The sequence below is a fragment of the Streptomyces sp. NPDC098781 genome (genome assembly GCF_044759995.1).
In the GTDB taxonomy this organism is placed as follows: domain Bacteria; phylum Actinomycetota; class Actinomycetes; order Streptomycetales; family Streptomycetaceae; genus Streptomyces.
In genome coordinates this window covers 68,315-87,103 of record NZ_JBIWAK010000004.1, presented here as the reverse complement: position 1 = coordinate 87,103, position 18,789 = coordinate 68,315, and the positions used below count along the sequence as shown (strand labels likewise).

Genomic DNA, 18,789 nt, shown 5'->3' with positions numbered 1-18,789 from the left:
CCTCTGTGGCTGGGGCGGTCGGCTCCACGGCTTTAGGCAGCCACTTTGGGGCGAGCCTCTAAGATCATGGCCCCAACGTCGTGCTTTAGCGGGCAGGTCCACAGACTGCCCGACGCGCCGGAAGCTTACGGGGCCATGATCACTCGCCCCAAAGCAGCTCCAGCCCAAAGCCGCTCCGCCGACCTCGTTCTTCCTGAATTCGAGTCGGTGCCTATTTCAAACGACTTCCGTTATGGATGATCTGTCAACCTGAGCAAGTGACGCATCCTCCACATTTCTTGAAGTGTGTGGGGTGCACTGGACGACCACTTTCGGTCCGCACTGTCGCCACTTTCCCAGTTTTGCACAATATCCATCACGTATTTTTTCTGAAATGGAATCCATTTCGTATCTTGAGCTTCAAAAAGACTGTGTGAAGAAAGTAGCCGTTCATTCACCTCGCGCTTCGAGAGGTGTGTCCGGACTTGCGCATAGACTTTAAACTGAATCGTTTTTACCTCGTACCCTACCCATGAAATGTTGATTCCGCTGTAATCCACGGGTTCGAGGTTTAGTTCCTCTCTCAAGCAGCGTTCGCCTAAGTCGAAGAAGTCTTCCGGTGGATCTCCCGGTGTTGTGTGCCTGGCAAGTTTCATGCCCTCGTTTGGTCCGACTGTCCATACGCCGCGCTTGAAGTCGACAGCGCCTGAGCGCTGCACTGCGAGGAACTCGTTATCCAGATTGAGGACGGCGACATTGATTTTGATCGACGTCGGTGGCGATGTTCGGGCGAAGGCGATAATGTCCCCATCTGCAAAGCTAGCGCGGATCCTGGATTGCGCCTCCGGGTGACGTCGCAAATATTCGACCGTCGCCAAGTGTTCACTATAGTCGCATGGAGTGATGGTGTATCGAAAGTCCTCTCCCTCGCGGCTTTCCCGGTGATCAATCGAGGCGTCGGTTAAGAAACCGATATCTCCGGTGTAGCGGCGGTGGAACTCGTCCGCGATTCGTTGCCATTCGCTTTCGTTGAACCACTGCTGCTGTGGGCGCGTCTCCGTCACTGAGACCTGTAGGTGATTTCTCTGTAACGGCCTTGCGGTCGTCCAGCGATTTAAGGGGAAAAGACCCACTTCAGCCGGGGTGAATCCTAGTGGTTCGTATTTTGGTTGCCTGATTCCTTCTGCTAGCGACCTCAGGCGTCCCCTTCGGACCCAAATGATATTCGTTAGCAATCCTGAGATAACGCCTAGGGCGAAGCCGATCAATTCAGACACGCCGCTAGTGTATTGAAGTAACTCGCAGAGGGCCAGAAGGCGGGCGAAGTTCCCGCAGGTGTATTTGCGTTCTATGTGTTCTCTTGTCACTGTTTGCGGCTATCCGCCTAGGGCAGGCTGATCGACATCCAACCCCATGCAGATGATCGCTTCCGGGCCGTCCCTGGGCCGTCCGAAGCCACCCAACGCTGACAGTCGGCACCCACAGGTGACCACCCCCACCCCGCTCTGGCCTGGGCCCCCGGAGTTGATCTGCCACACTGGACGGGTTATGCCTGCACCCGGAGAACTCACATTCGTCGCCCCCCGCGGAGCCAAGAAGCCCCCGCGGCACCTTGCTGATCTCACGCCCGGTGAGCGTAAGGACGTCGTCGCTGCTGTCGGGGAGAAGCCGTTTCGTGCCAAGCAGCTGTCGCAGCACTACTTCGCGCGGTACACGCACGACCCCGAGCAGTGGACCGACATCCCGGCCGGGTCGCGGGCCAAGCTGCGGGAGGAGCTGTTCCCGGAGCTGATGACCGTCGTGCGGCATCTGTCGACCGACCAGGGTGAGACGCGCAAGACGCTGTGGCGGCTGTTCGACGGGACGCTCGTGGAGTCGGTGCTGATGCGGTACCCGGACCGGGTGACCATGTGCATCAGCTCCCAGGCGGGGTGCGGGATGAACTGCCCGTTCTGTGCCACGGGGCAGGCGGGGCTGGACCGGAATCTGTCCACCGCCGAGATCGTGCACCAGATCGTGGACGGGATGCGGGCGCTCAGGGACGGCGACGTGCCCGGTGGGCCCGCTCGGCTTTCCAACATCGTCTTCATGGGGATGGGGGAGCCGCTCGCCAACTACAACCGGGTCGTGGGCGCGATTCGCCGGCTCACCGATCCCGAGCCCGACGGGCTGGGGCTCTCGCAGCGTGGGATCACCGTCTCGACCGTCGGTCTGGTCCCGGCGATCCACCGGTTCGCCGACGAGGGCTTCAAGTGCCGGCTCGCGATCTCGCTGCACGCGCCCGACGACGAGCTGCGCGACACCCTCGTCCCCGTGAACACGCGGTGGAAGGTGCGCGAGGTCCTGGACGCCGGGTTCGAGTACGTCGAGAAGAGCGGCCGTCGGCTGTCCATCGAGTACGCCCTGATCCGGGACATCAACGACCAGGCCTGGCGTGGTGACCGGCTCGGGCGGCTGCTCAAGGGCAAGCCGGTGCATGTCAATCTGATTCCGCTGAATCCGACTCCGGGCTCGAAGTGGACTGCCTCCCGCCCCGAGGACGAGAAGGCGTTCGTCGAGGCGATCGCCGCGCATGGTGTACCGGTGACGGTCCGGGACACCCGTGGTCAGGAGATCGACGGGGCCTGCGGCCAGCTCGCGGCCACCGAGCGGTAATCTGAGCGCGTACGCCCGTACCTACATCTTCATATTCCGACAGGGGAGCGCCACAGCGCTGAGAGTGCGGCAATCGGGCCGCAGACCCTCTGAACCTCGCCCAGGTCATTCTGGGTAGGAAGTTCGGTCATCACTCAAGCTGTTGCGCCCTGCCCGGGAGCCGAAGAGGGCTCTCGGGCAGGGCCGCGTCTCTTCCTGGTCAACCCCAGGAGGAATCAAGTGAGCATCACCAGGAAGGCCACGGTCTTCGTCGTCGGGCTCGGCCTCGTCACGCTGTCCGCGTGCGGTTCGTCCGACTCCGGCAGCGGCGACGGCGCGTCCACGAGCAAGACCGTGACGCTCGTCAGCCATGACTCGTGGGCCGTTTCGAAGAGCGTCCTCGCCGCGTTCGAGAAGCAGTCCGGCTACAAGGTCAGGGTCCTTCAGGACGGCGACGCCGGGCAGGCCGTCAACAAGGCGATCCTGACCAAGGACAACCCGCAGGGCGACGTCTTCTTCGGCGTCGACAACACCCTGCTCTCCCGCGCCCTCGACAACGGGCTGTTCCAGTCGTACGAGGCCAAGGATGCCGACCTGATCCTGCCCGAGTACCGGGTCGACCAGGACCAGCACCGGGTCACGCCCGTCGACACCGGCGACATCTGCGTCAACTACGACAAGGCGTACTTCAGCGAGCACAAGCTGACGCCGCCCAGCTCGTTCGACGATCTCGTCAAGCCCGAGTACAAGGACCTTCTCGTCACCGAGAACGCCTCCACCTCCTCGCCCGGTCTCGGCTTCCTGCTGGGCACCGCCGCCCGGTACGGCGATGGGGGCACCTCCCGCTCGAGCGAAGCCGAGAGTGGGGGAGGCTGGCAGGACTACTGGAAGAAGCTCAAGGCCAACGGCGTGAAGGTGGTCGACGGCTGGGAGCAGGCGTACAACGAGGAGTTCTCCGGGTCGGCCGGCGGCAAGAAGGCCAAGGGCGACCGTCCGCTCGTCGTCTCGTACGCCTCCTCGCCGCCCGCCGAGGTGATCTACGCCGATCCGAAGCCGGCCACCGCGCCGACGGGTGTCGCGACCGGTACCTGCTTCCGGCAGGTCGAGTACGCCGGACTGCTCGCGGGCGCCGGGAACACCGAGGGCGGCAAGGCACTCCTCGACTTCCTGCTGACCAAGACCTTCCAGGACGACATGCCGCTGAACATGTTCGTCTACCCCGTGCGTGAAGCCGCCCAGGTGCCCGAGGAGTTCACGAAGTACGGCCCGCAGGCCGAGAACCCCGAGACCCTGGACCCGGCGAAGATCGCCGACAACCGTGACGACTGGGTCAAGTCGTGGACCTCGCTCGTACTGAAGTAGCGGCCCCGGCTTCGGCATCCCGCAAGAGGGGCGCGGCGGCGCGGCTCGGCCTCGTCGCCGTGCCCGTCGCGTTCTTCGCGGTCTTCTTCGCCTACCCCGTCACGGCGATCGTCGCGCGCGGTCTGAACATCGACGGGGTGTGGCGGTTCGGGCGGCTGTGGGACGTGCTCGGGCAGTCCGACATCCGGCACGTCCTGTGGTTCACCACCTGGCAGGCGCTCGCCTCCACCGCGCTGACCCTGCTGATCGCGCTGCCGGGTGCCTATGTCTTCGCCCGCTTCGACTTCCCCGGCAAACAGGTCCTGCGGGCCGTGGTGACCGTGCCCTTCGTGCTGCCGACGGTCGTGGTCGGTACGGCGTTCCTCGCGCTCGTCGGCCGCGGCGGGCTGCTCGACGAGCTGTGGGGCGTACGCCTCGACACCACCGTGTGGGCCATCCTGCTCGCGCATGTCTTCTTCAACTACGCCGTCGTCGTACGGACGGTGGGAGGGCTCTGGGCGCAGCTGGATCCTCGGCAGGAGGAGGCCGCGCGCATGCTGGGCGCCTCGCCGCTGAAAGCCTGGCGGCAGGTCACCCTCCCGGCCCTCGCGCCCGCCGTGGCCGCCGCCGCGCTCATGGTCTTCCTGTTCACCTTCACCTCCTTCGGCGTGGTGCAGATCCTCGGCGGACCGACCTTCTCCACCCTGGAGGTGGAGATCTACCGGCAGACCTCCGAGATCTTCGACCTGTCCACGGCCGCGGTCCTGACGATCATCCAGTTCCTGGCGGTGGCGGCGATCCTCGCCGTGCACGCCTGGACGGTACGGCGGCGGGAGAGCGCCCTGCGTCTGGTGGACGCGTCGGTGACGGCGAGGCGGCCGCGCGGGGCGGGGCAGTGGGCGCTGCTGGCCGGTGTCCTGGCCGTCATCGCCGTACTCCTGCTGCTGCCGCTGGCCGTGCTGGTGCAGCGGTCCCTCGACGCCCCCGACTTCGGCTACTACCGCGCGCTGACCAGTGCCGACGGCGGCGTCTTCCTTGTCGCGCCGATCGAGGCGATCGGCAACTCGCTGGAGTACGCGGTCGTCGCCACGCTCATCGCCGTGCTCATCGGTGGTCTCGCCGCCGCCGCGCTGACCCGACGGGACGCGGGCCGGTTCGTACGGGGCTTCGACGCGCTGCTGATGCTGCCGCTCGGGGTGTCCGCGGTGACGGTCGGGTTCGGGTTCCTGATCGCTCTGGACGAGCCGCCGCTGGATCTCCGGAGTTCGTGGATCCTCGTGCCGCTAGCCCAGGCGCTGGTCGGGGTGCCCTTCGTGGTACGGACCATGCTGCCGGTGCTGCGGGCCGTGGACCAGCGGCTGCGTGAGGCGGCGTCGGTGCTGGGGGCCTCGCCCTGGCGGGTCTGGCGTGAGGTGGATCTGCCGATGGTGCGGCGGGCGCTGCTGATCGCCGCCGGGTTCGCCTTCGCCGTGTCGCTGGGGGAGTTCGGGGCGACGGTGTTCATCGCGCGGCCGGACAACCCGACGCTACCGGTCGCGGTGGCGCGACTGCTGGGCCGGGCCGGGGAGCTCAACTACGGCCAGGCGATGGCCCTTTCGACGGTGTTGATGATCGTGTGCGCGGTGGCGCTGCTGGTGCTGGAGCGGCTCCGTACGGACAGAACGGGGGAGTTCTAGATGCTGTTGAGCCTGGCGGGTGCGACCGTACGCTTCGGGGGTCGGGCCGTGCTCGACGCCGTCGACCTCGATGTCGCCGAGCACGAGATCGTGTGCGTGCTCGGGCCGAGCGGCAGCGGCAAGTCGACGCTGCTGCGGGCGGTGGCGGGGCTGCAACCCCTCGACGCCGGAGGCGTGTCGCTGGACGGACGGGACCAGGCCGCGGTGCCCGCGCACAAGCGGGGCGTCGGGCTGATGTTCCAGGACCATCAGCTCTTCCCGCAGCGTGACGTCGGCGGCAACGTGGCCTTCGGAGCCCGGATGCACGGCGCCTCGAAGACGGAACAGGCCGAGCGGGTACGGGAGTTGCTCGACCTGGTCGGTCTGCCGGGCGCGGCCGGGCGAGCCGTCGCCTCCCTGTCCGGCGGGGAGCAGCAGCGGGTGGCGCTGGCCCGTGCGCTCGCGCCCCGGCCCCGGCTGCTGATGCTGGACGAGCCGCTGGGCCAGCTCGACCGCTCGCTGCGGGAGCGGCTCGTCGTCGAACTGCGGGAGCTGTTCGGGCGGTTGGGCACCACCGTGCTGGCCGTGACGCACGACCAGGGCGAGGCCTTCGCGCTGGCCGACCGGGTCGTGGTGATGCGGGACGGCCGGATCGCCCAGACCGGGACGCCCCTCGAGGTGTGGCAGCGACCGGTGGACGAGTTCGTGGCACGCTTCCTCGGCTTCGACAACGTGGTCGAGGGCACGGTCGCCGGAGAGGCCGCGGACACCCCCTGGGGCAAGCTGCCCGTCGGCGAGGACGCCGCCCAGGGGACGCGCACGCTGCTCGTGCGGCCGGCCGGGGTCCGCCTCGTCGCGCCTGATGAGGGGCTGCGCTGCACGGTTGCCGCGCGGACGTTCAAGGGGACGCATGTCGCCGTGCATCTCCAGCCGGAGGAGGCGCCGCGTCTGGAAGCGGCCTGTGCGCTGCGGGATGCGCCGGAGGTCGGGGGCACGGTCGGGGTGGCGTTCGACGCGGCGGAAATTGTCGTGCTCGGCTGATCACGGGGCGCATAGGGTGCCGGTCATGACGCTGATCGCGCACGACCGCTACTGCGACGAGATCGCCCACCAGGTCGGCCTGTTGAGGGCCGTGGTGACGTCCGGTGCCGATCTGTCGGCGACCGTGCCGACCTGCCCGGACTGGTCGCTGGAACAGCTGGTGCGGCACACGGGCGGCGCCCTGCGCTGGGTGGAGCTCATGGTGCGGACGCGGGCACCGGAGGAGATCCCGGAGGTGCGGGTGCCGCTCGGCGCCGGACCGGAGGGCGAGGGCGACCCTGCGGCGCTCGACGCCTGGCTGGCGGAGACCGGTGAGATGATCGTCGGCACCCTGAAGGAGGCGGGGCCGGACGCCGAGGTGTGGGGCTGGGCCGGGGTGCGCGACGCCGGGTTCTGGGTCCGCCGTATGACACACGAACTCACCGTCCACCGCGCCGACGCGACCCTCGCCGCCGGACTGCCGTACGAGGTCGCGCCCGACATCGCCGCCGACGCGATCGACGAGTGGCTCCAGATCGTGGAGTGGGCCCAGCGGACGCTGCCGGACGACCCGGCGAGGGAACTGCGCCGGCCGGGCGCGAGCATCCACCTCCATGCCACGGACGGCACGCCCGAGGTGGACGCGGAGTGGTTCGTCGACCTCTCCGCCGACGTCATCTCCTGGCGTCGCGGCCACGAGAAGGCCACCGTCGCGCTGCGCGGCCCGCTCACCGCCGTACTGCTCGCCTTCTACCGTCGACTGCCGCTGGACAGCCCCGGGTTGGAGGTGCTGGGGGAGCGGGAGCTGCTGGAGTTCTGGCTGGCGCGGGCGACGTTCGGCTGACACGCGGACGGCCCGCCCCCCGGGAAGGGGACGGGCCGCAAAGGTGTTGCCGCGAAGGAAGCGTCAGCGGTTGCTGTTCGCCCCGCGCCGGCGCAGGCCGAAGAAGACCGCGCCGCCGCCGACCGCGACCAGGGCGACCGCGATGCCCGCGATCACGCCGGTGTTGGAGTTCGCACCGGTCTCGGCGAGGTTGGAGTCACCGGCCGCGGGGGACGGAGCGCTGCTCGCGGGTGCGGTGCTGCTCTCGCTCTCCGACGGGGTCGGGGCCGGGCTCTCGGTCTCCTCGGCCGGGGTCGAGGCGGAGTCCGACGGGGTGGGGGTGTCGGACGGAGCCGGCGGCTCCTCCTCTTCCTTCTTGCAGGCCGTGGACGGCGTCGTCAGGTTCGGCTTGATGTCCTCGTCGACATAGCTGCCGGCCTTGACGTGGATCCGGTACTCGGCGTCCGGCTTCCAGTCCTCGGCGAAGGTGATGGTGACGCCTTCGCGCGAGCCCTTGACGACCTGCTCGCCGACCTTCTTCAGGTCGGCGCCGTTGTTCTGCAAGTACACCGTCACGGTGGCCGGGATACCGGCGGGGTCCACGTCGGTGACGGTGATGACGCCCTTGTCGCCGTCGCACTTGGCTTCGGCGGAGAATTCACTGATGTTGCACGCGGCGGCGGTGCCCGCGACGGAGAGCGCGAGAGCGGCCGACGCGGAGGCGACACCCAGGGCACGCACGGAGCGTGCAACAGTACGGCGGTTTATGGACACGTTTGTCCTTTACGGGAGTTGCACCACGGAGGGGGGGTTGAGAGGGCCGGTGGTGTGACACCAACGACCCCAGGAGACTCACAGGTTTATAAGCGTGGCATAAGGAGTGTCAACGCATATGCCGCCTACAGACGTTGGCTTTGCCCTCTTATTAACCAGCGAGACGTTTCAACGCCTCCGGCGCCTCCTCGATCCGGTCGACCAGCGCGATCCGCGCCTCCATCGACCGCTCCCGGGCAAGGGACTTCAGCAGCGGCCAGGCCGGCAGCCGCTCCGTCCAGTGCGCGCGGTCGACCAGGACCATCGGGGTCGGCTCACCGCGCGACTCGTAGTAGTTCGGCGTCGCGTTGTCGAAGACCTCCTGTACGGTCCCGGCGGCGCCCGGCAGGAAGACGACACCCGCGTTGCAGCGGGCCAGCAGGCCGTCCTCGCGGGTCGCGTTGGCGAAGTACTTGGCGATGTGCGAGGCGAAGGGGTTCGGCGGCTCGTGGCCGTAGAACCAGGTCGGGATGCCGACGGAACGGCCGCCCTTGGGCCAGCGGCCCCGCACCTCGAAGGCCGCGGCCGCCCAGTCGGTGACCGACGGTGTGAAACCGGGGGCCTTCGCCAGCAGCCGGAGGGCCTCGCCGAGCATCTCGTCGTCGTACGGGGCGGCGTACGCACCGAGGTTGGCCGCCTCCATCGCACCCGGGCCACCGCCGGTCGCCACGGTGAGCCCCTCGCGGGCCAGCTCCCGGCCGAGCCGCGCGGCACCCTCGTACCCCTGTGTGCCGCGCCGCATCGCGTGGCCGCCCATGACGCCCACCACCCGGGCGCCGGACAGCAGTTCGTCCAGGGCGTCCGAGATGGAGTCGTCGTGGACCGCGCGGAGCATGGAGGCGTACACGTCGCGGTCCGCCTTGGTCCGCTGGAACCAGGCGTAGGCGTGGGCGTCGGGCGTGTTCTCGTAGCCGTCGGCCAAGGAGGCGAAGAGCTCGTCGGGGGAGTAGACAAGGCCCCGGTACGGCTCGAACGGGAGGCCCGGGACCGGTGGGAAGACCAGGGCGCCGTCGGTGCGGAGCTTCGCGGCGGCTTCCTCGCGCATCGGGCAGCCGAGGAAGACGGCGCCCGCCGTGTCCGTGCCGAGCAGTTCGCGGGTACGGTCCGTCAGGTCCACTGCCTGGACCCGGAATCCGGCCAGGGAGCCGCGCGCCGAGACGGTCGCGTCGAACTCCTCCAGCGTCTCTATCTCACGGTCGTCGTGGTGGGCCGCATGGGCGGGCATCGTCTGCACCCGCCCATGCTAGGCACCGTGCGAAACGCGGCGGACCTCAGCCCTCGACGGCCGACGGGTCCATCCACACGACCTCCCAGGTGTGGCCGTCCAGGTCGTCGAAGGCGCGGCCGTACATGAAGCCCATGTCCTGCACCTTGTCCGACGCGGTACCACCGGCGGCGATGGCCTTTTCGACCAGCTCGTCCACCTTGTCGCGGCTCTCGGCACTCAGACAGATCAGCACCTCGCTGGTCGTCGTGGCGTCCGCGATCTCCTTCTTGGTGAAGGTCGAGTAGAACGGCTTGGTGAGCAGCATCGCGACGATGGTGTCGCTGATCACGACCGAGGCGGCGTTCTCGTCGCTGAACTGGGCGTTGATCGAGTAGCCGAGCTCCGTGAAGAACTTCTTCGACGCGTCGAGGTCGTTCACGGGCAGGTTCACGAAGATCATCTGCTGGTAGGCGGGGGCGGTCATCGCGGTCTCTCCCATCGGGGTGGTTGCTGTTCGGTGGGGTAGACCGGGGGTCCGACCGGAACTCATCGCCGGGCGGAGACTTTTTCGTACGGCTCCGCCGGCGGCGTCAGCGCGCCAGGGGCAGTGCCGCGAGTTCCGCCACGACCAGGGTCAGCGGACAGAAGAAGGCCAGCAGGGCACCGGCGCGCAGGGCGGCCGCGCTGCGCAGCATCGACGTGGGGGCACCGAGGCGCAGCAGTGCGGCCGTGGTGTCGGCGCGGGCCTGTCTGGCCTCCACCGCCGTGATGAGGAGCGTGGCCACGGTGCAGCCGGCGATCACGGTGGCGCCCAGGGTGCTGAGCGGGCCGACGGCGGCCGTGGCCGCGGAGCCGGAGAGCGGTGCCATGGCGTACGCGGCCGAGGCTACGGCGCACACGACGCCGAGGGGGCGGCCGATACGGGTGGCCTCCGCCATGAGGCCGCGGCCCGCCAGCAGACGCAGCGGACCCGGCCGTACGGACTGGAGCAGGCGCCCACAGAGGTGCGTCAGGCCGGGGGCGGCGAGCGCCAGGCCGAGGGCGGCGAGGACCCAGCCGACCAGGACTCCGGCGGGGCCGACGGGAAGCGCGGCCGGGACGGTGAGGGGGGCGTCCGTGGCGGTGCGGCCGGCGTAGGTCTCCACGGCCAGGCCGGCGGTGAGGATGGTGATGCCCCAGGGGAGGCCGGCGGGAGGCTTGCGGGGGACCGGGAAGCCGGCCAGGTCGTCCAAGGTCCGCGGGGCGTCCGCGGTGTCGTCCGCGTGGGCACTCGGCTCGGCGGTCTCGGTGCCCTGCGCACTCCGCCGCTCCTCCGGGGCACTGCCGCCGCCCGGGACCTCCCGCCCGGAGTCGCCCTTGCCCCCCGTGCCCCGCAACCGCGCCCCGAACCGCCCGTACGCCCCGAACGTCTCCCGTCGCGCCGACCCGCCGTACGCCCCGAAGCGGCCGAACGGTCTCCCCGCGCCCGTCGCCCCGGTGGCCCCGAGCTCCTTGGGGCGCAGCAGCAGCGCCACCGTCACCGACGCCAGTGCCGGTGCCAGGGCGAGCAGCGTCAGGGCGGCCGGCAGCGGCAGCGGGCTGTCCGCCGCCAGGAAGGCCGTGCCGTCGCCGTCGAAGGGCAGGCCCGTCAGATCGCCCCGCAGGTGGAGGAAGACCAGCAGGGCCACCATCGAGCCGAGCGTGCAGGCGAGGGCCGTGGTGGTGGCCGAGACGATCATCAGGCGGCCCGGTCCGAGGCCGATCGCCGCGAGGCCGGGCCGGGGCCTGGTGCCGGGGTCCGTGCGGGCCACCGCCACCGCGAGGTGGATCGTCGCGGCCAGCGGGGGTACGCACCAGGCCAGCCGGAGCGCGGCGGCGCCCGGCGAGTCCGGGTGGGACATCGCGAAGCCCAAGGCGGACAGCAGCAGAAAGCCCGTGCCCGCCGACCCGGCCGCCACGAGCAGGCGGCGCAGCTGTACGGCGGGCTGGGCGACGCGGGTCAGACGGAGAGCGAGCACGCGGCCCGGCCTTCCGTCTCGGCGACCGGGGGCAGGTGCACCGTGTTCACGCGCCGTCCGTCGAGGAGCGTGACCGTACGGTCGGCCATGGCTGCCGTGTCCGCGTCATGGCTGGCCAGGACCACCGTGATGCCGTGCGACCGGGCGGCGGTCGTCAGCGTGCGCAGCACATGGGTGCGGTCGGCGCGGTGCAGCGGAGCCGTCGGCTCGTCGGCGAACAGCACCATGGGGGAGGGGGCGAGCGCCCGGGCGATGCACACGCGCTGGCGTTCGGCCTGGACCAGCTGGTGCGGGCGCTTTCCGGCCGCGTCGCCGACGTCCAGGCGCTTGAGCCACTCCATGGCGGCGGTCTTGGCGCGGCGGCGGCTCGTGCCGCGCAGCATCAGGGGGAGGGCGGTGTTCTCCCAGACGTTCAGCTCCGGCACGAGCGACGGTGTCGGATCGACCCAGGCGAAGCGGTCGCGGCGGAGCCGCTCACGGGCCCCCGGTCCCATCGTGTGCACCGGCACGCTGTTGAACCAGATTTCGCCGCGTCGTGCCTGGGCCAGGCCGGAGAGACAGCGCAGCAGGGCGGTCTTGCCGCTGCCGCGCGGACCGAGGACGGCGAGGATCTCGCCCTCCTGGACACCGAGTGAGACGCCGCTCAGCGCGGGCGAGCCGTCGTTGTACGAGAAGTGCAGGGCGCGTGCCCAGAGCACGTCGTTGTCCGGCGGGGCCACCATGGCGTACACCTCGGTTCTGATCGTCATTTCTTCTTGCCAATCCCCCTTGCGGGGGAACGAAGGCAGGACCGATCGGTTACACGGGCACGCTAAGGAGCCGGGGGCGGATCACCGGACAGCACGCGGCCCGGGCACACCGTTCTCACTCGTACGGGTGCACCCGGGCCGGGGAACTCGGACGGACCGAAAGCCGGTCCGAACGTCGAAGGCTAGAGCTTCGTCCACGCCTCCGAGAGGGTCTCGCGCAGGATCTGCTCGATCTCGTCGAACGTCTCCTGGTTGGAGATCAGCGGCGGGGCGAGCTGGATGACCGGGTCACCGCGGTCGTCGGCCCGGCAGTACAGGCCGTTCTCGTACAGCTTCTTGGACAGGAAGCCGTACAGAACCCGCTCGGTCTCCTCGTCGTTGAACGACTCCTTCGTCGCCTTGTCCTTCACCAGCTCGATGCCGTAGAAGAAGCCGTTGCCGCGGACGTCGCCGACGATCGGAAGGTCGTACAGCTTCTCCAGCGTGCCGCGGAAGGCGCCCTCGTTGTCGAGGACGTGCTGGGGCAGGCCCTCGCGCTCGAAGAGGTCGAGGTTGGCCAGGCCCACCGCGGCCGAGACCGGGTGGCCGCCGAAGGTGTAGCCGTGCAGGAAGGTGTTGTCGCCCTTGTAGAAGGGCTCGGCGATGCGGTCGGAGACGATGCAGGCGCCGATCGGGGAGTAGCCCGAGGTCATGCCCTTGGCGCAGGTGATCATGTCCGGGACGAAGCCGAACTTGTCGCAGGCGAAGATGGTGCCCAGGCGCCCGAAGGCGCAGATGACCTCGTCCGACACCAGCAGCACGTCGTACTGGTCGCAGATCTCGCGCACCCGCTGGAAGTATCCGGGCGGGGGCGGGAAGCAGCCGCCCGCGTTCTGTACCGGCTCCAGGAAGACCGCGGCGACCGTGTCCGCGCCCTCGAAGAGGATCTGCTGCTCGATCTGGTCGGCGGCCCAGCGGCCGAAGGCCTCCGGGTCGTCGCCGTGGATCGAGGCGCGGTAGATGTTGGTGTTCGGGACCTTGTGCGCGCCGGGCACCAGCGGCTCGAACGGCGCCTTCAGGGCGGGCAGGCCGGTGATGGACAGGGCGCCCTGCGGGGTGCCGTGGTAGGCGACGGCACGCGAGATGACCTTGTGCTTGGTCGGCTTGCCGGTGAGCTTGAAGTACTGCTTGGCGAGCTTCCAGGCGGTCTCCACCGCCTCACCGCCGCCGGTGGTGAAGAAGACCTTGTTGAGGTCGCCGGGCGCGTGGTGGGCGAGGCGCTCCGCCAGCTCCACGGCCTTCGGGTGCGCGTAGGACCACACCGGGAAGAACGCCAGCTCCTGCGCCTGCTTGAAGGCGGTCTCGGCCAGCTCGACGCGGCCGTGGCCTGCCTGGACCACGAACAGGCCGGCGAGACCGTCGAGGTAGCGCTTGCCCTGGTCGTCGTAGATGTAGGTGCCCTCGCCCCGGACGATCGTCGGGACGGGGGCCTTCTCGTACGAGGACATACGCGTGAAGTGCATCCACAAGTGGTCGTACGCGGTCCTGCTGAGGTCCTGAGGGCTGTTGGTGCTCACGGTTATCGGGTCCTCACGGTTATCGGGTTCCCCACATGTAGGTCTGCTTCTTGAGCTTGAGGTAGACGAAGCTCTCCGTCGAACGCACTCCGGGGAGGGCCCGGATGCGCCCGTTGATGACCTCCAGGAGGTGGTCGTCGTCCTCGCAGACGATCTCCACCATCAGGTCGAACGAACCGGCGGTCATCACCACGTACTCGCACTCGGACATGGCGGTCAGCGCGTCGGCCACGGACTCCACGTCGCCCACGACGTTCACACCGACCATCGCCTGCCGGCGGAAGCCCACGGTGAGCGGGTCCGTGACGGCGACGATCTGCATGACGCCCTGGTCGAGCAGCTTCTGGACGCGCTGGCGCACGGCCGCCTCGGAGAGGCCGACGGCCTTGCCGATGGCGGCGTACGGCCGGCGGCCGTCCTCCTGGAGCTGTTCGATGATGGCGAGGGAGACGGCGTCCAGCTGGGCACCGCCGCCGTTCCTGGACTCGCGGGAGTCCCTGTGCTCTGCGCTTCGACTGGCCACGACGTCACTGTGCACGACGTCTCGACAGTTCCGCAAGGTCGAGGCGATGAAATTCGTTGTTTACGTGACCGAGACCTGCGGATTTCGCAGAAGGGGCCCCAGTGGGGGTGTTGAAAACGTGGGTCTGCCGATTAGGGTGGGTGTCTCAGAGAATGGACAGTTCGACCTGACAGGAGGCCGGCAGTGAGCACCGAGCTGCGTCGTCTGCGCAACTACATCGACGGTGAGTTCCGGGACGCCGCCGACGGACGGACCACCGAGGTGGTCAACCCCGCGACGGGCGAGGCGTACGCGACCGCGCCGCTGTCCGGGCAGGCGGACGTGGACGCCGCGATGGAGGCCGCCGCACGCGCCTTCCCCGCCTGGCGTGACACGACCCCCGCCGAGCGTCAGAAGGCCCTGCTGAAGATCGCGGACGCGTTCGAGGAGCGGGCCGAGGAGCTCATCGCGGCGGAGGTGGAGAACACGGGCAAGCCGATCGGGCTGACCCGCACCGAGGAAATCCCGCCGATGGTGGACCAGATCCGCTTCTTCGCGGGTGCGGCGCGGATGCTGGAGGGCCGCTCGGCCGGTGAGTACATGGAGGGCCTGACCTCCATCGTGCGCCGTGAGCCGGTCGGCGTCTGCGCGCAGGTCGCGCCGTGGAACTACCCGATGATGATGGCCGTGTGGAAGTTCGCGCCGGCCCTCGCGGCGGGCAACACGGTCGTCCTCAAGCCGTCGGACACGACCCCCGCGTCGACCGTCCTGATCGCCGAGATCATCGGCTCGATCGTGCCGAAGGGCGTCTTCAACGTCGTCACCGGCGACCGTGACACCGGCCGCATGATGGTCGAGCACCCGACCCCGGCGATGGCCTCCATCACCGGTTCGGTACGGGCCGGCATCCAGGTCGCCGAGTCCGCGTCCAAGGACGTCAAGCGCGTCCACCTGGAGCTGGGCGGCAAGGCGCCGGTCGTCGTCTTCGAGGACACCGACATCGCCAAGGCCGTCGAGGACATCTCGGTGGCCGGCTTCTTCAACGCCGGGCAGGACTGTACGGCCGCCACGCGCGTGCTCGTCCACCAGTCCATCCACGACGAGTTCGTGCAGGCGCTGGCGAAGGCCGCCGCCGACACCAAGACCGGTCAGCCGGACGACGAGGACGTGCTGTTCGGCCCGCTCAACAACCCGAACCAGCTCAAGCAGGTCTCCGGGTTCATCGAGCGGCTGCCGGCCCACGCCAAGGTCGAGGCCGGCGGTCACCAGGTCGGTGACAAGGGGTACTTCTTCGCGCCGACCGTGGTGTCCGGGCTGAAGCAGGACGACGAGATCATCCAGAACGAGGTCTTCGGGCCGGTCATCACCGTGCAGTCCTTCGCCGACGAGGCGCAGGCCGTCGCGTGGGCGAACGGCGTGGAGTACGCGCTGGCGTCGTCGGTGTGGACCAAGGACCACGGGCGGGCCATGCGGATGTCCAAGGTGCTGGACTTCGGGTGCGTGTGGATCAACACGCACATCCCGCTGGTCGCGGAGATGCCGCACGGCGGCTTCAAGAAGTCGGGCTACGGCAAGGACCTCTCGGCCTACGGGTTCGACGACTACACGCGGGTCAAGCACGTCATGACGTCGCTGGACGCGTAGGTCGTCGCACGGGCGGACTGACGCCTGGGTGCGTCGCGGCCCCGGACGGGAGCAAGTGCCGTCCGGGGCCGCGTTGTTCCGACGGGCCGCTCCGTTCGCACGTTTCTGATCGACAAGGTGTCCGGCGGATGTCGTTTCACTCGACGGGGCGTCGATTGCCCGCGCCCGTGACGCGGCGGCATGCTGCGGCAATGGCCCTCCCCCCGATGAACTCCCCGCTGTCCCGCCGGACCCTGCTGCGCACCCTCGGCGCGGGCGCGCTGCTGGGCGGGCTCGCCGGCTGCGGTGTGCCCGCCGCCTACGTGCCACCGGCCGAACGGGCCGCCGCCGATCTGTCCGCCACCGACAAGCGGCTGACCTGGGCGAACTGGCCGCTGTACATCGACACGGACGACGAGGACCAGCGGCGGCGGCCGACGCTGGAGGCGTTCGGGAAACGCACCGGGATCTCCGTCGAGTACGTCGAGGAGATCAACGACAACGACGAGTTCTTCGGCAAGATCAGCCCCTCCCTGATGAACCATCAGCGCACAGGCCGCGATCTCATCGTCATCAGCGACTGGATGTGCGCCCGGTTCGTACGGCTCGGCTGGGTGCAGGAGATGGACCGGGCGCGACAGCCGAACGTGACGAAGTACCTGGACCCGCTGCTGCGTTCGCCGGCCTTCGACCCCGGGCGGAAGTACACGGTGCCGTGGCAGTCCGGCATCACCGGCATCGCGTACAACCACCGCAGGCTCGGCCGCGAGATCCGCCATGTCTCCGACCTCTGGGCGAGCGACCTGAAGGGCCGGATCACCCTGCTCTCCGGTCTGGACGAGGCCTTCGCGCTGCTCATGCAGGGCAACGGCGTCGACATCACCCGGTGGACGGCGGACGACTTCCACACCGTCTGCGACCAGGTCGAGGACCAGGTCCTCAAGGGCCAGATCCGCCGCTTCACCGGCAACGACTACATCAAGGACCTCTCCAGCGGCGACGTCCTCGCCTGCCAGGCGTACTCCGGCGACGTCATCCAACTCCAGGCCGACGACCCCGACATCCGCTTCGTCGTCCCCGAGGAGGGCGCCGAGCTCTGGTCGGAGTCCCTGATGATCCCCAACCTGGCCCGCCACAAGACCAACGCCGAGCGGCTGATCGACTACTACTACGAGCCCGAGGTCGCCGCGGAACTGGCCGCGTGGGTGAACTACGTCTGCCCGGTCCCGGCCGCCCAGGACGTGCTCGCCTCCGCCAAGGACGAGGAGACGGCGGCGCTGGCGGAGGATCCGCTGATCTTTCCGGATGCGGTGATGCGGGAACGGTTGGTCGTCGCCCGGGACATCACCTCCGGGGAGCGGGTGGGGTTCGCCAAGCGGTGGAATGCGATCGCGGGGTTGTAGTGCGGCGCTCCAGCTGGCGAGGGCGTGCCGCGGCGGCGGTCCGAGGCGGTATCAACATCGGGGCAGCACTCCCTGCTCGAAGGCCGCCAGCAGGTCATCCGCGGGGCTCCTGCCGCGGCTGACGTACCGTTCGACGAACGACTCCACGTACTTGATGATCAAGCTGGACGCCGATGATCGGCAGAGGGCCGCTTGTGCCGCTTCGAAGCACACCAGGGCGGCTTCCGCGAGGCCCGGGTCCGCGAGTCCGTCTCTCGCCGATCGGATCCACAGGTCGATGGGACGTTCGCTGCCCCGCCAGACGGCCTCGACGGCGCACAGGGCGGCGTCCAGTGCCTTGCTGTCGTCCAGCAGGGCCTTCACCACCGCCAGCGGAACGATCCAGTCGTCGCCCGGCTGTGCGTCGATCATCCGGAACTCGAGATGGCCCCGTGGCCGGACCGGAGGGAAGAGCGTCGACATGTGGTAGCGGAGGTCCCCGATGGTGGGGACGCGTGGTCGACGGTGGCGTACCCAGTCTCTGAAGGTCAGGTCGGCGGGAGCCGTCCAGGGGGCGCCCTCGCCACGGCGGATGCACACGACGTGTGCGTCCAGGACGTACCGGGCCCACGTCACTCGCGGGTCGCGGCCGATCGGTGGCGGCTCCGTGCGGCTCGGGTCGATCGCGAACCACTCTGCTTGGCGCGTCGAACGCCAACCGGTGGCACGTGAGTGGCGAATCGGCGAATTGGCGAAGGCCGCACAGAGCACGGGCCCGAGCGCGTGCGCGGCCTCCCAGCGGCGGCGGTAGCCGTGGTCCGAAGACCGCTCGTCGCCCGCGTCCAGCGATACCTGCACGGACGCGGTGCTGTAGAGCATCCAGCGTCCAGAAGTGTTCGCTCGGTCGAACGACCGTTGCATGGCTTCGTACCGTGGCAGATCCAGGTGTCGGTGCGGTGAGCGTTCCAGGTCCATTCCACGGCCGGCCAGCATGAGATTCTCAACAGCCAGCCGGGACCGAATGGCGGACATGTCCGAGACCGAACGCGTCACACAATTCTCCAGGGACCCTGGGAGGGAGCTCAGTTCGAGCTGGCCGCCCGGTTCGATGGAGCGAAAACCGCTCAACTTCAACGACCCGATCGCGGACGACACGCGTTGGGGGGACACCGGAAGAGCGGTATTGAAAGTGTCGTGGACCAGCCACTCCAGCTCGACACCCACCAGTTGGGGTGATGCGAGGCTGAAAGCGCTGCGACCGACCAGGGACTCCGCCTCGGCCTCATTCATGAGCCTGTCCTCGTCGGACACACCGAGATGGTCCATAGGCGGACCCAGGCTCCAGCCGCTTTTGTCAGTCGCCATTTACCCACCTTCGTCTGGCCGGTCGGGCTCGGACTCCCGGAGTGTTCGCCGCGCACACCAGGCCTCCCATGTCCGGCAATGGTGATGACTCTTGCGATCAGACACCAGCCCCAGGACACTGAGTTCCGAAGTGTGAGCTGTGC

General features: G+C 68.8%; 16 protein-coding genes and 1 riboswitch. Of the genes, 7 read left to right on the top strand and 9 right to left on the bottom strand.

What is annotated here, in order from left to right; translation table 11 throughout:
- Positions 1-230: 230 nt before the first annotated feature.
- The gene (locus tag ACIQWG_RS17255; protein WP_404096062.1) at positions 231-1,256 is read right to left on the bottom strand and encodes a hypothetical protein; all 1,026 of its coding nucleotides are present in this window, start codon (positions 1,254-1,256) and stop codon (positions 231-233) included.
- Between the two features lie 271 nt (positions 1,257-1,527).
- On the opposite strand from ACIQWG_RS17255, the gene rlmN reads away from it, so the two are divergent.
- The 5 genes from rlmN (at position 1,528) to ACIQWG_RS17230 (ending at position 7,473) form a co-directional block, all read left to right on the top strand.
- A complete protein-coding gene (rlmN, locus tag ACIQWG_RS17250) occupies positions 1,528-2,634 on the top strand; it encodes a 23S rRNA (adenine(2503)-C(2))-methyltransferase RlmN (protein ID WP_404096059.1) in 1,107 nt (368 codons plus the stop codon).
- Positions 2,635-2,665: 31 nt separating this feature from the next.
- Positions 2,666-2,773: riboswitch (TPP riboswitch) on the top strand.
- Between the two features lie 80 nt (positions 2,774-2,853).
- Positions 2,854-3,975 (top strand): thiamine ABC transporter substrate binding subunit, encoded by a 1,122-nt coding sequence (locus ACIQWG_RS17245; RefSeq protein WP_404096056.1) that lies wholly within the window; start codon positions 2,854-2,856, stop codon positions 3,973-3,975.
- Positions 3,951-5,630: an ABC transporter permease gene (locus ACIQWG_RS17240; protein ID WP_404096054.1), complete on the top strand. Its 1,680-nt coding sequence runs from the start codon at positions 3,951-3,953 to the stop codon at positions 5,628-5,630. The genes ACIQWG_RS17245 and ACIQWG_RS17240 overlap by 25 nt, the downstream gene beginning before the upstream one ends.
- Positions 5,631-6,650, top strand: a complete 1,020-nt coding sequence (locus ACIQWG_RS17235; RefSeq protein ID WP_404096052.1) for an ABC transporter ATP-binding protein — start codon at positions 5,631-5,633, stop codon at positions 6,648-6,650. It begins immediately after the preceding gene.
- 25 nt (positions 6,651-6,675) lie between these two features.
- A complete protein-coding gene (locus ACIQWG_RS17230; protein WP_404096049.1) occupies positions 6,676-7,473 on the top strand; it encodes a maleylpyruvate isomerase family mycothiol-dependent enzyme in 798 nt (265 codons plus the stop codon).
- 63 nt (positions 7,474-7,536) lie between these two features.
- Here ACIQWG_RS17230 and ACIQWG_RS17225 read toward each other — a convergent pair whose 3' ends face one another.
- The 7 genes from ACIQWG_RS17225 to ACIQWG_RS17195 all read right to left on the bottom strand — a co-directional run bounded on the left by ACIQWG_RS17225 (position 7,537) and on the right by ACIQWG_RS17195 (position 14,312).
- Positions 7,537-8,193 (bottom strand): LAETG motif-containing sortase-dependent surface protein, encoded by a 657-nt coding sequence (locus ACIQWG_RS17225; RefSeq protein WP_404096046.1) that lies wholly within the window; start codon positions 8,191-8,193, stop codon positions 7,537-7,539.
- A 184-nt stretch (positions 8,194-8,377) separates the two neighbouring features.
- The gene (locus ACIQWG_RS17220) at positions 8,378-9,499 is read right to left on the bottom strand and encodes an LOG family protein (protein ID WP_404096044.1); all 1,122 of its coding nucleotides are present in this window, start codon (positions 9,497-9,499) and stop codon (positions 8,378-8,380) included.
- A 37-nt stretch (positions 9,500-9,536) separates the two neighbouring features.
- Complete coding sequence (locus ACIQWG_RS17215; RefSeq protein ID WP_404096042.1) at positions 9,537-9,956, bottom strand: VOC family protein; 420 nt, start codon at positions 9,954-9,956, stop codon at positions 9,537-9,539.
- A 106-nt stretch (positions 9,957-10,062) separates the two neighbouring features.
- Positions 10,063-11,469 (bottom strand): hypothetical protein, encoded by a 1,407-nt coding sequence (locus ACIQWG_RS17210; protein ID WP_404096040.1) that lies wholly within the window; start codon positions 11,467-11,469, stop codon positions 10,063-10,065.
- On the bottom strand, positions 11,451-12,191 hold the full coding sequence (locus ACIQWG_RS17205; protein ID WP_404097691.1) for an ABC transporter ATP-binding protein: 741 nt from the start codon (positions 12,189-12,191) through the stop codon (positions 11,451-11,453). Before ACIQWG_RS17205 ends, ACIQWG_RS17210 begins: the two co-directional genes overlap by 19 nt.
- 209 nt (positions 12,192-12,400) lie before the next feature.
- Positions 12,401-13,774 carry an aspartate aminotransferase family protein gene (locus ACIQWG_RS17200; RefSeq protein ID WP_404096037.1) on the bottom strand — a complete coding sequence of 458 codons (1,374 nt, stop codon included), beginning with the start codon at positions 13,772-13,774 and terminating at the stop codon, positions 12,401-12,403.
- Between the two features lie 19 nt (positions 13,775-13,793).
- Positions 13,794-14,312 carry an Lrp/AsnC family transcriptional regulator gene (locus ACIQWG_RS17195; protein WP_404096034.1) on the bottom strand — a complete coding sequence of 173 codons (519 nt, stop codon included), beginning with the start codon at positions 14,310-14,312 and terminating at the stop codon, positions 13,794-13,796.
- A 168-nt stretch (positions 14,313-14,480) separates the two neighbouring features.
- Between ACIQWG_RS17195 and ACIQWG_RS17190 the strand changes: the two genes are divergently transcribed.
- Together ACIQWG_RS17190 and ACIQWG_RS17185 are read left to right on the top strand one after the other, a co-directional pair.
- The gene (locus tag ACIQWG_RS17190) at positions 14,481-15,920 is read left to right on the top strand and encodes a gamma-aminobutyraldehyde dehydrogenase (RefSeq protein WP_404096032.1); all 1,440 of its coding nucleotides are present in this window, start codon (positions 14,481-14,483) and stop codon (positions 15,918-15,920) included.
- A gap of 191 nt (positions 15,921-16,111) precedes the next feature.
- Positions 16,112-17,302 (top strand): spermidine/putrescine ABC transporter substrate-binding protein, encoded by a 1,191-nt coding sequence (locus tag ACIQWG_RS17185; protein WP_404096029.1) that lies wholly within the window; start codon positions 16,112-16,114, stop codon positions 17,300-17,302.
- Between the two features lie 51 nt (positions 17,303-17,353).
- Here ACIQWG_RS17185 and egtA read toward each other — a convergent pair whose 3' ends face one another.
- Complete coding sequence (gene egtA / locus ACIQWG_RS17180; RefSeq protein WP_404096026.1) at positions 17,354-18,592, bottom strand: ergothioneine biosynthesis glutamate--cysteine ligase EgtA; 1,239 nt, start codon at positions 18,590-18,592, stop codon at positions 17,354-17,356.
- Positions 18,593-18,789: the final 197 nt, after the last annotated feature.

What these genes read in the sequence shown, in the direction of transcription:
- rlmN (WP_404096059.1), top strand. Translation starts at nt 1,528, where the DNA reads ATGCCTGCACCCGGAGAACTCACATTCGTCGCCCCCCGCGGAGCCAAG.
- ACIQWG_RS17235 (WP_404096052.1), top strand. Translation starts at nt 5,631, where the DNA reads ATGCTGTTGAGCCTGGCGGGTGCGACCGTACGCTTCGGGGGTCGGGCC.
- ACIQWG_RS17230 (WP_404096049.1), top strand. Translation starts at nt 6,676, where the DNA reads ATGACGCTGATCGCGCACGACCGCTACTGCGACGAGATCGCCCACCAG.
- ACIQWG_RS17215 (WP_404096042.1), bottom strand. Translation starts at nt 9,956, where the DNA reads ATGACCGCCCCCGCCTACCAGCAGATGATCTTCGTGAACCTGCCCGTG.
- ACIQWG_RS17185 (WP_404096029.1), top strand. Translation starts at nt 16,112, where the DNA reads ATGGCCCTCCCCCCGATGAACTCCCCGCTGTCCCGCCGGACCCTGCTG.
- ACIQWG_RS17205 (WP_404097691.1), bottom strand. Translation starts at nt 12,191, where the DNA reads ATGGTGGCCCCGCCGGACAACGACGTGCTCTGGGCACGCGCCCTGCAC.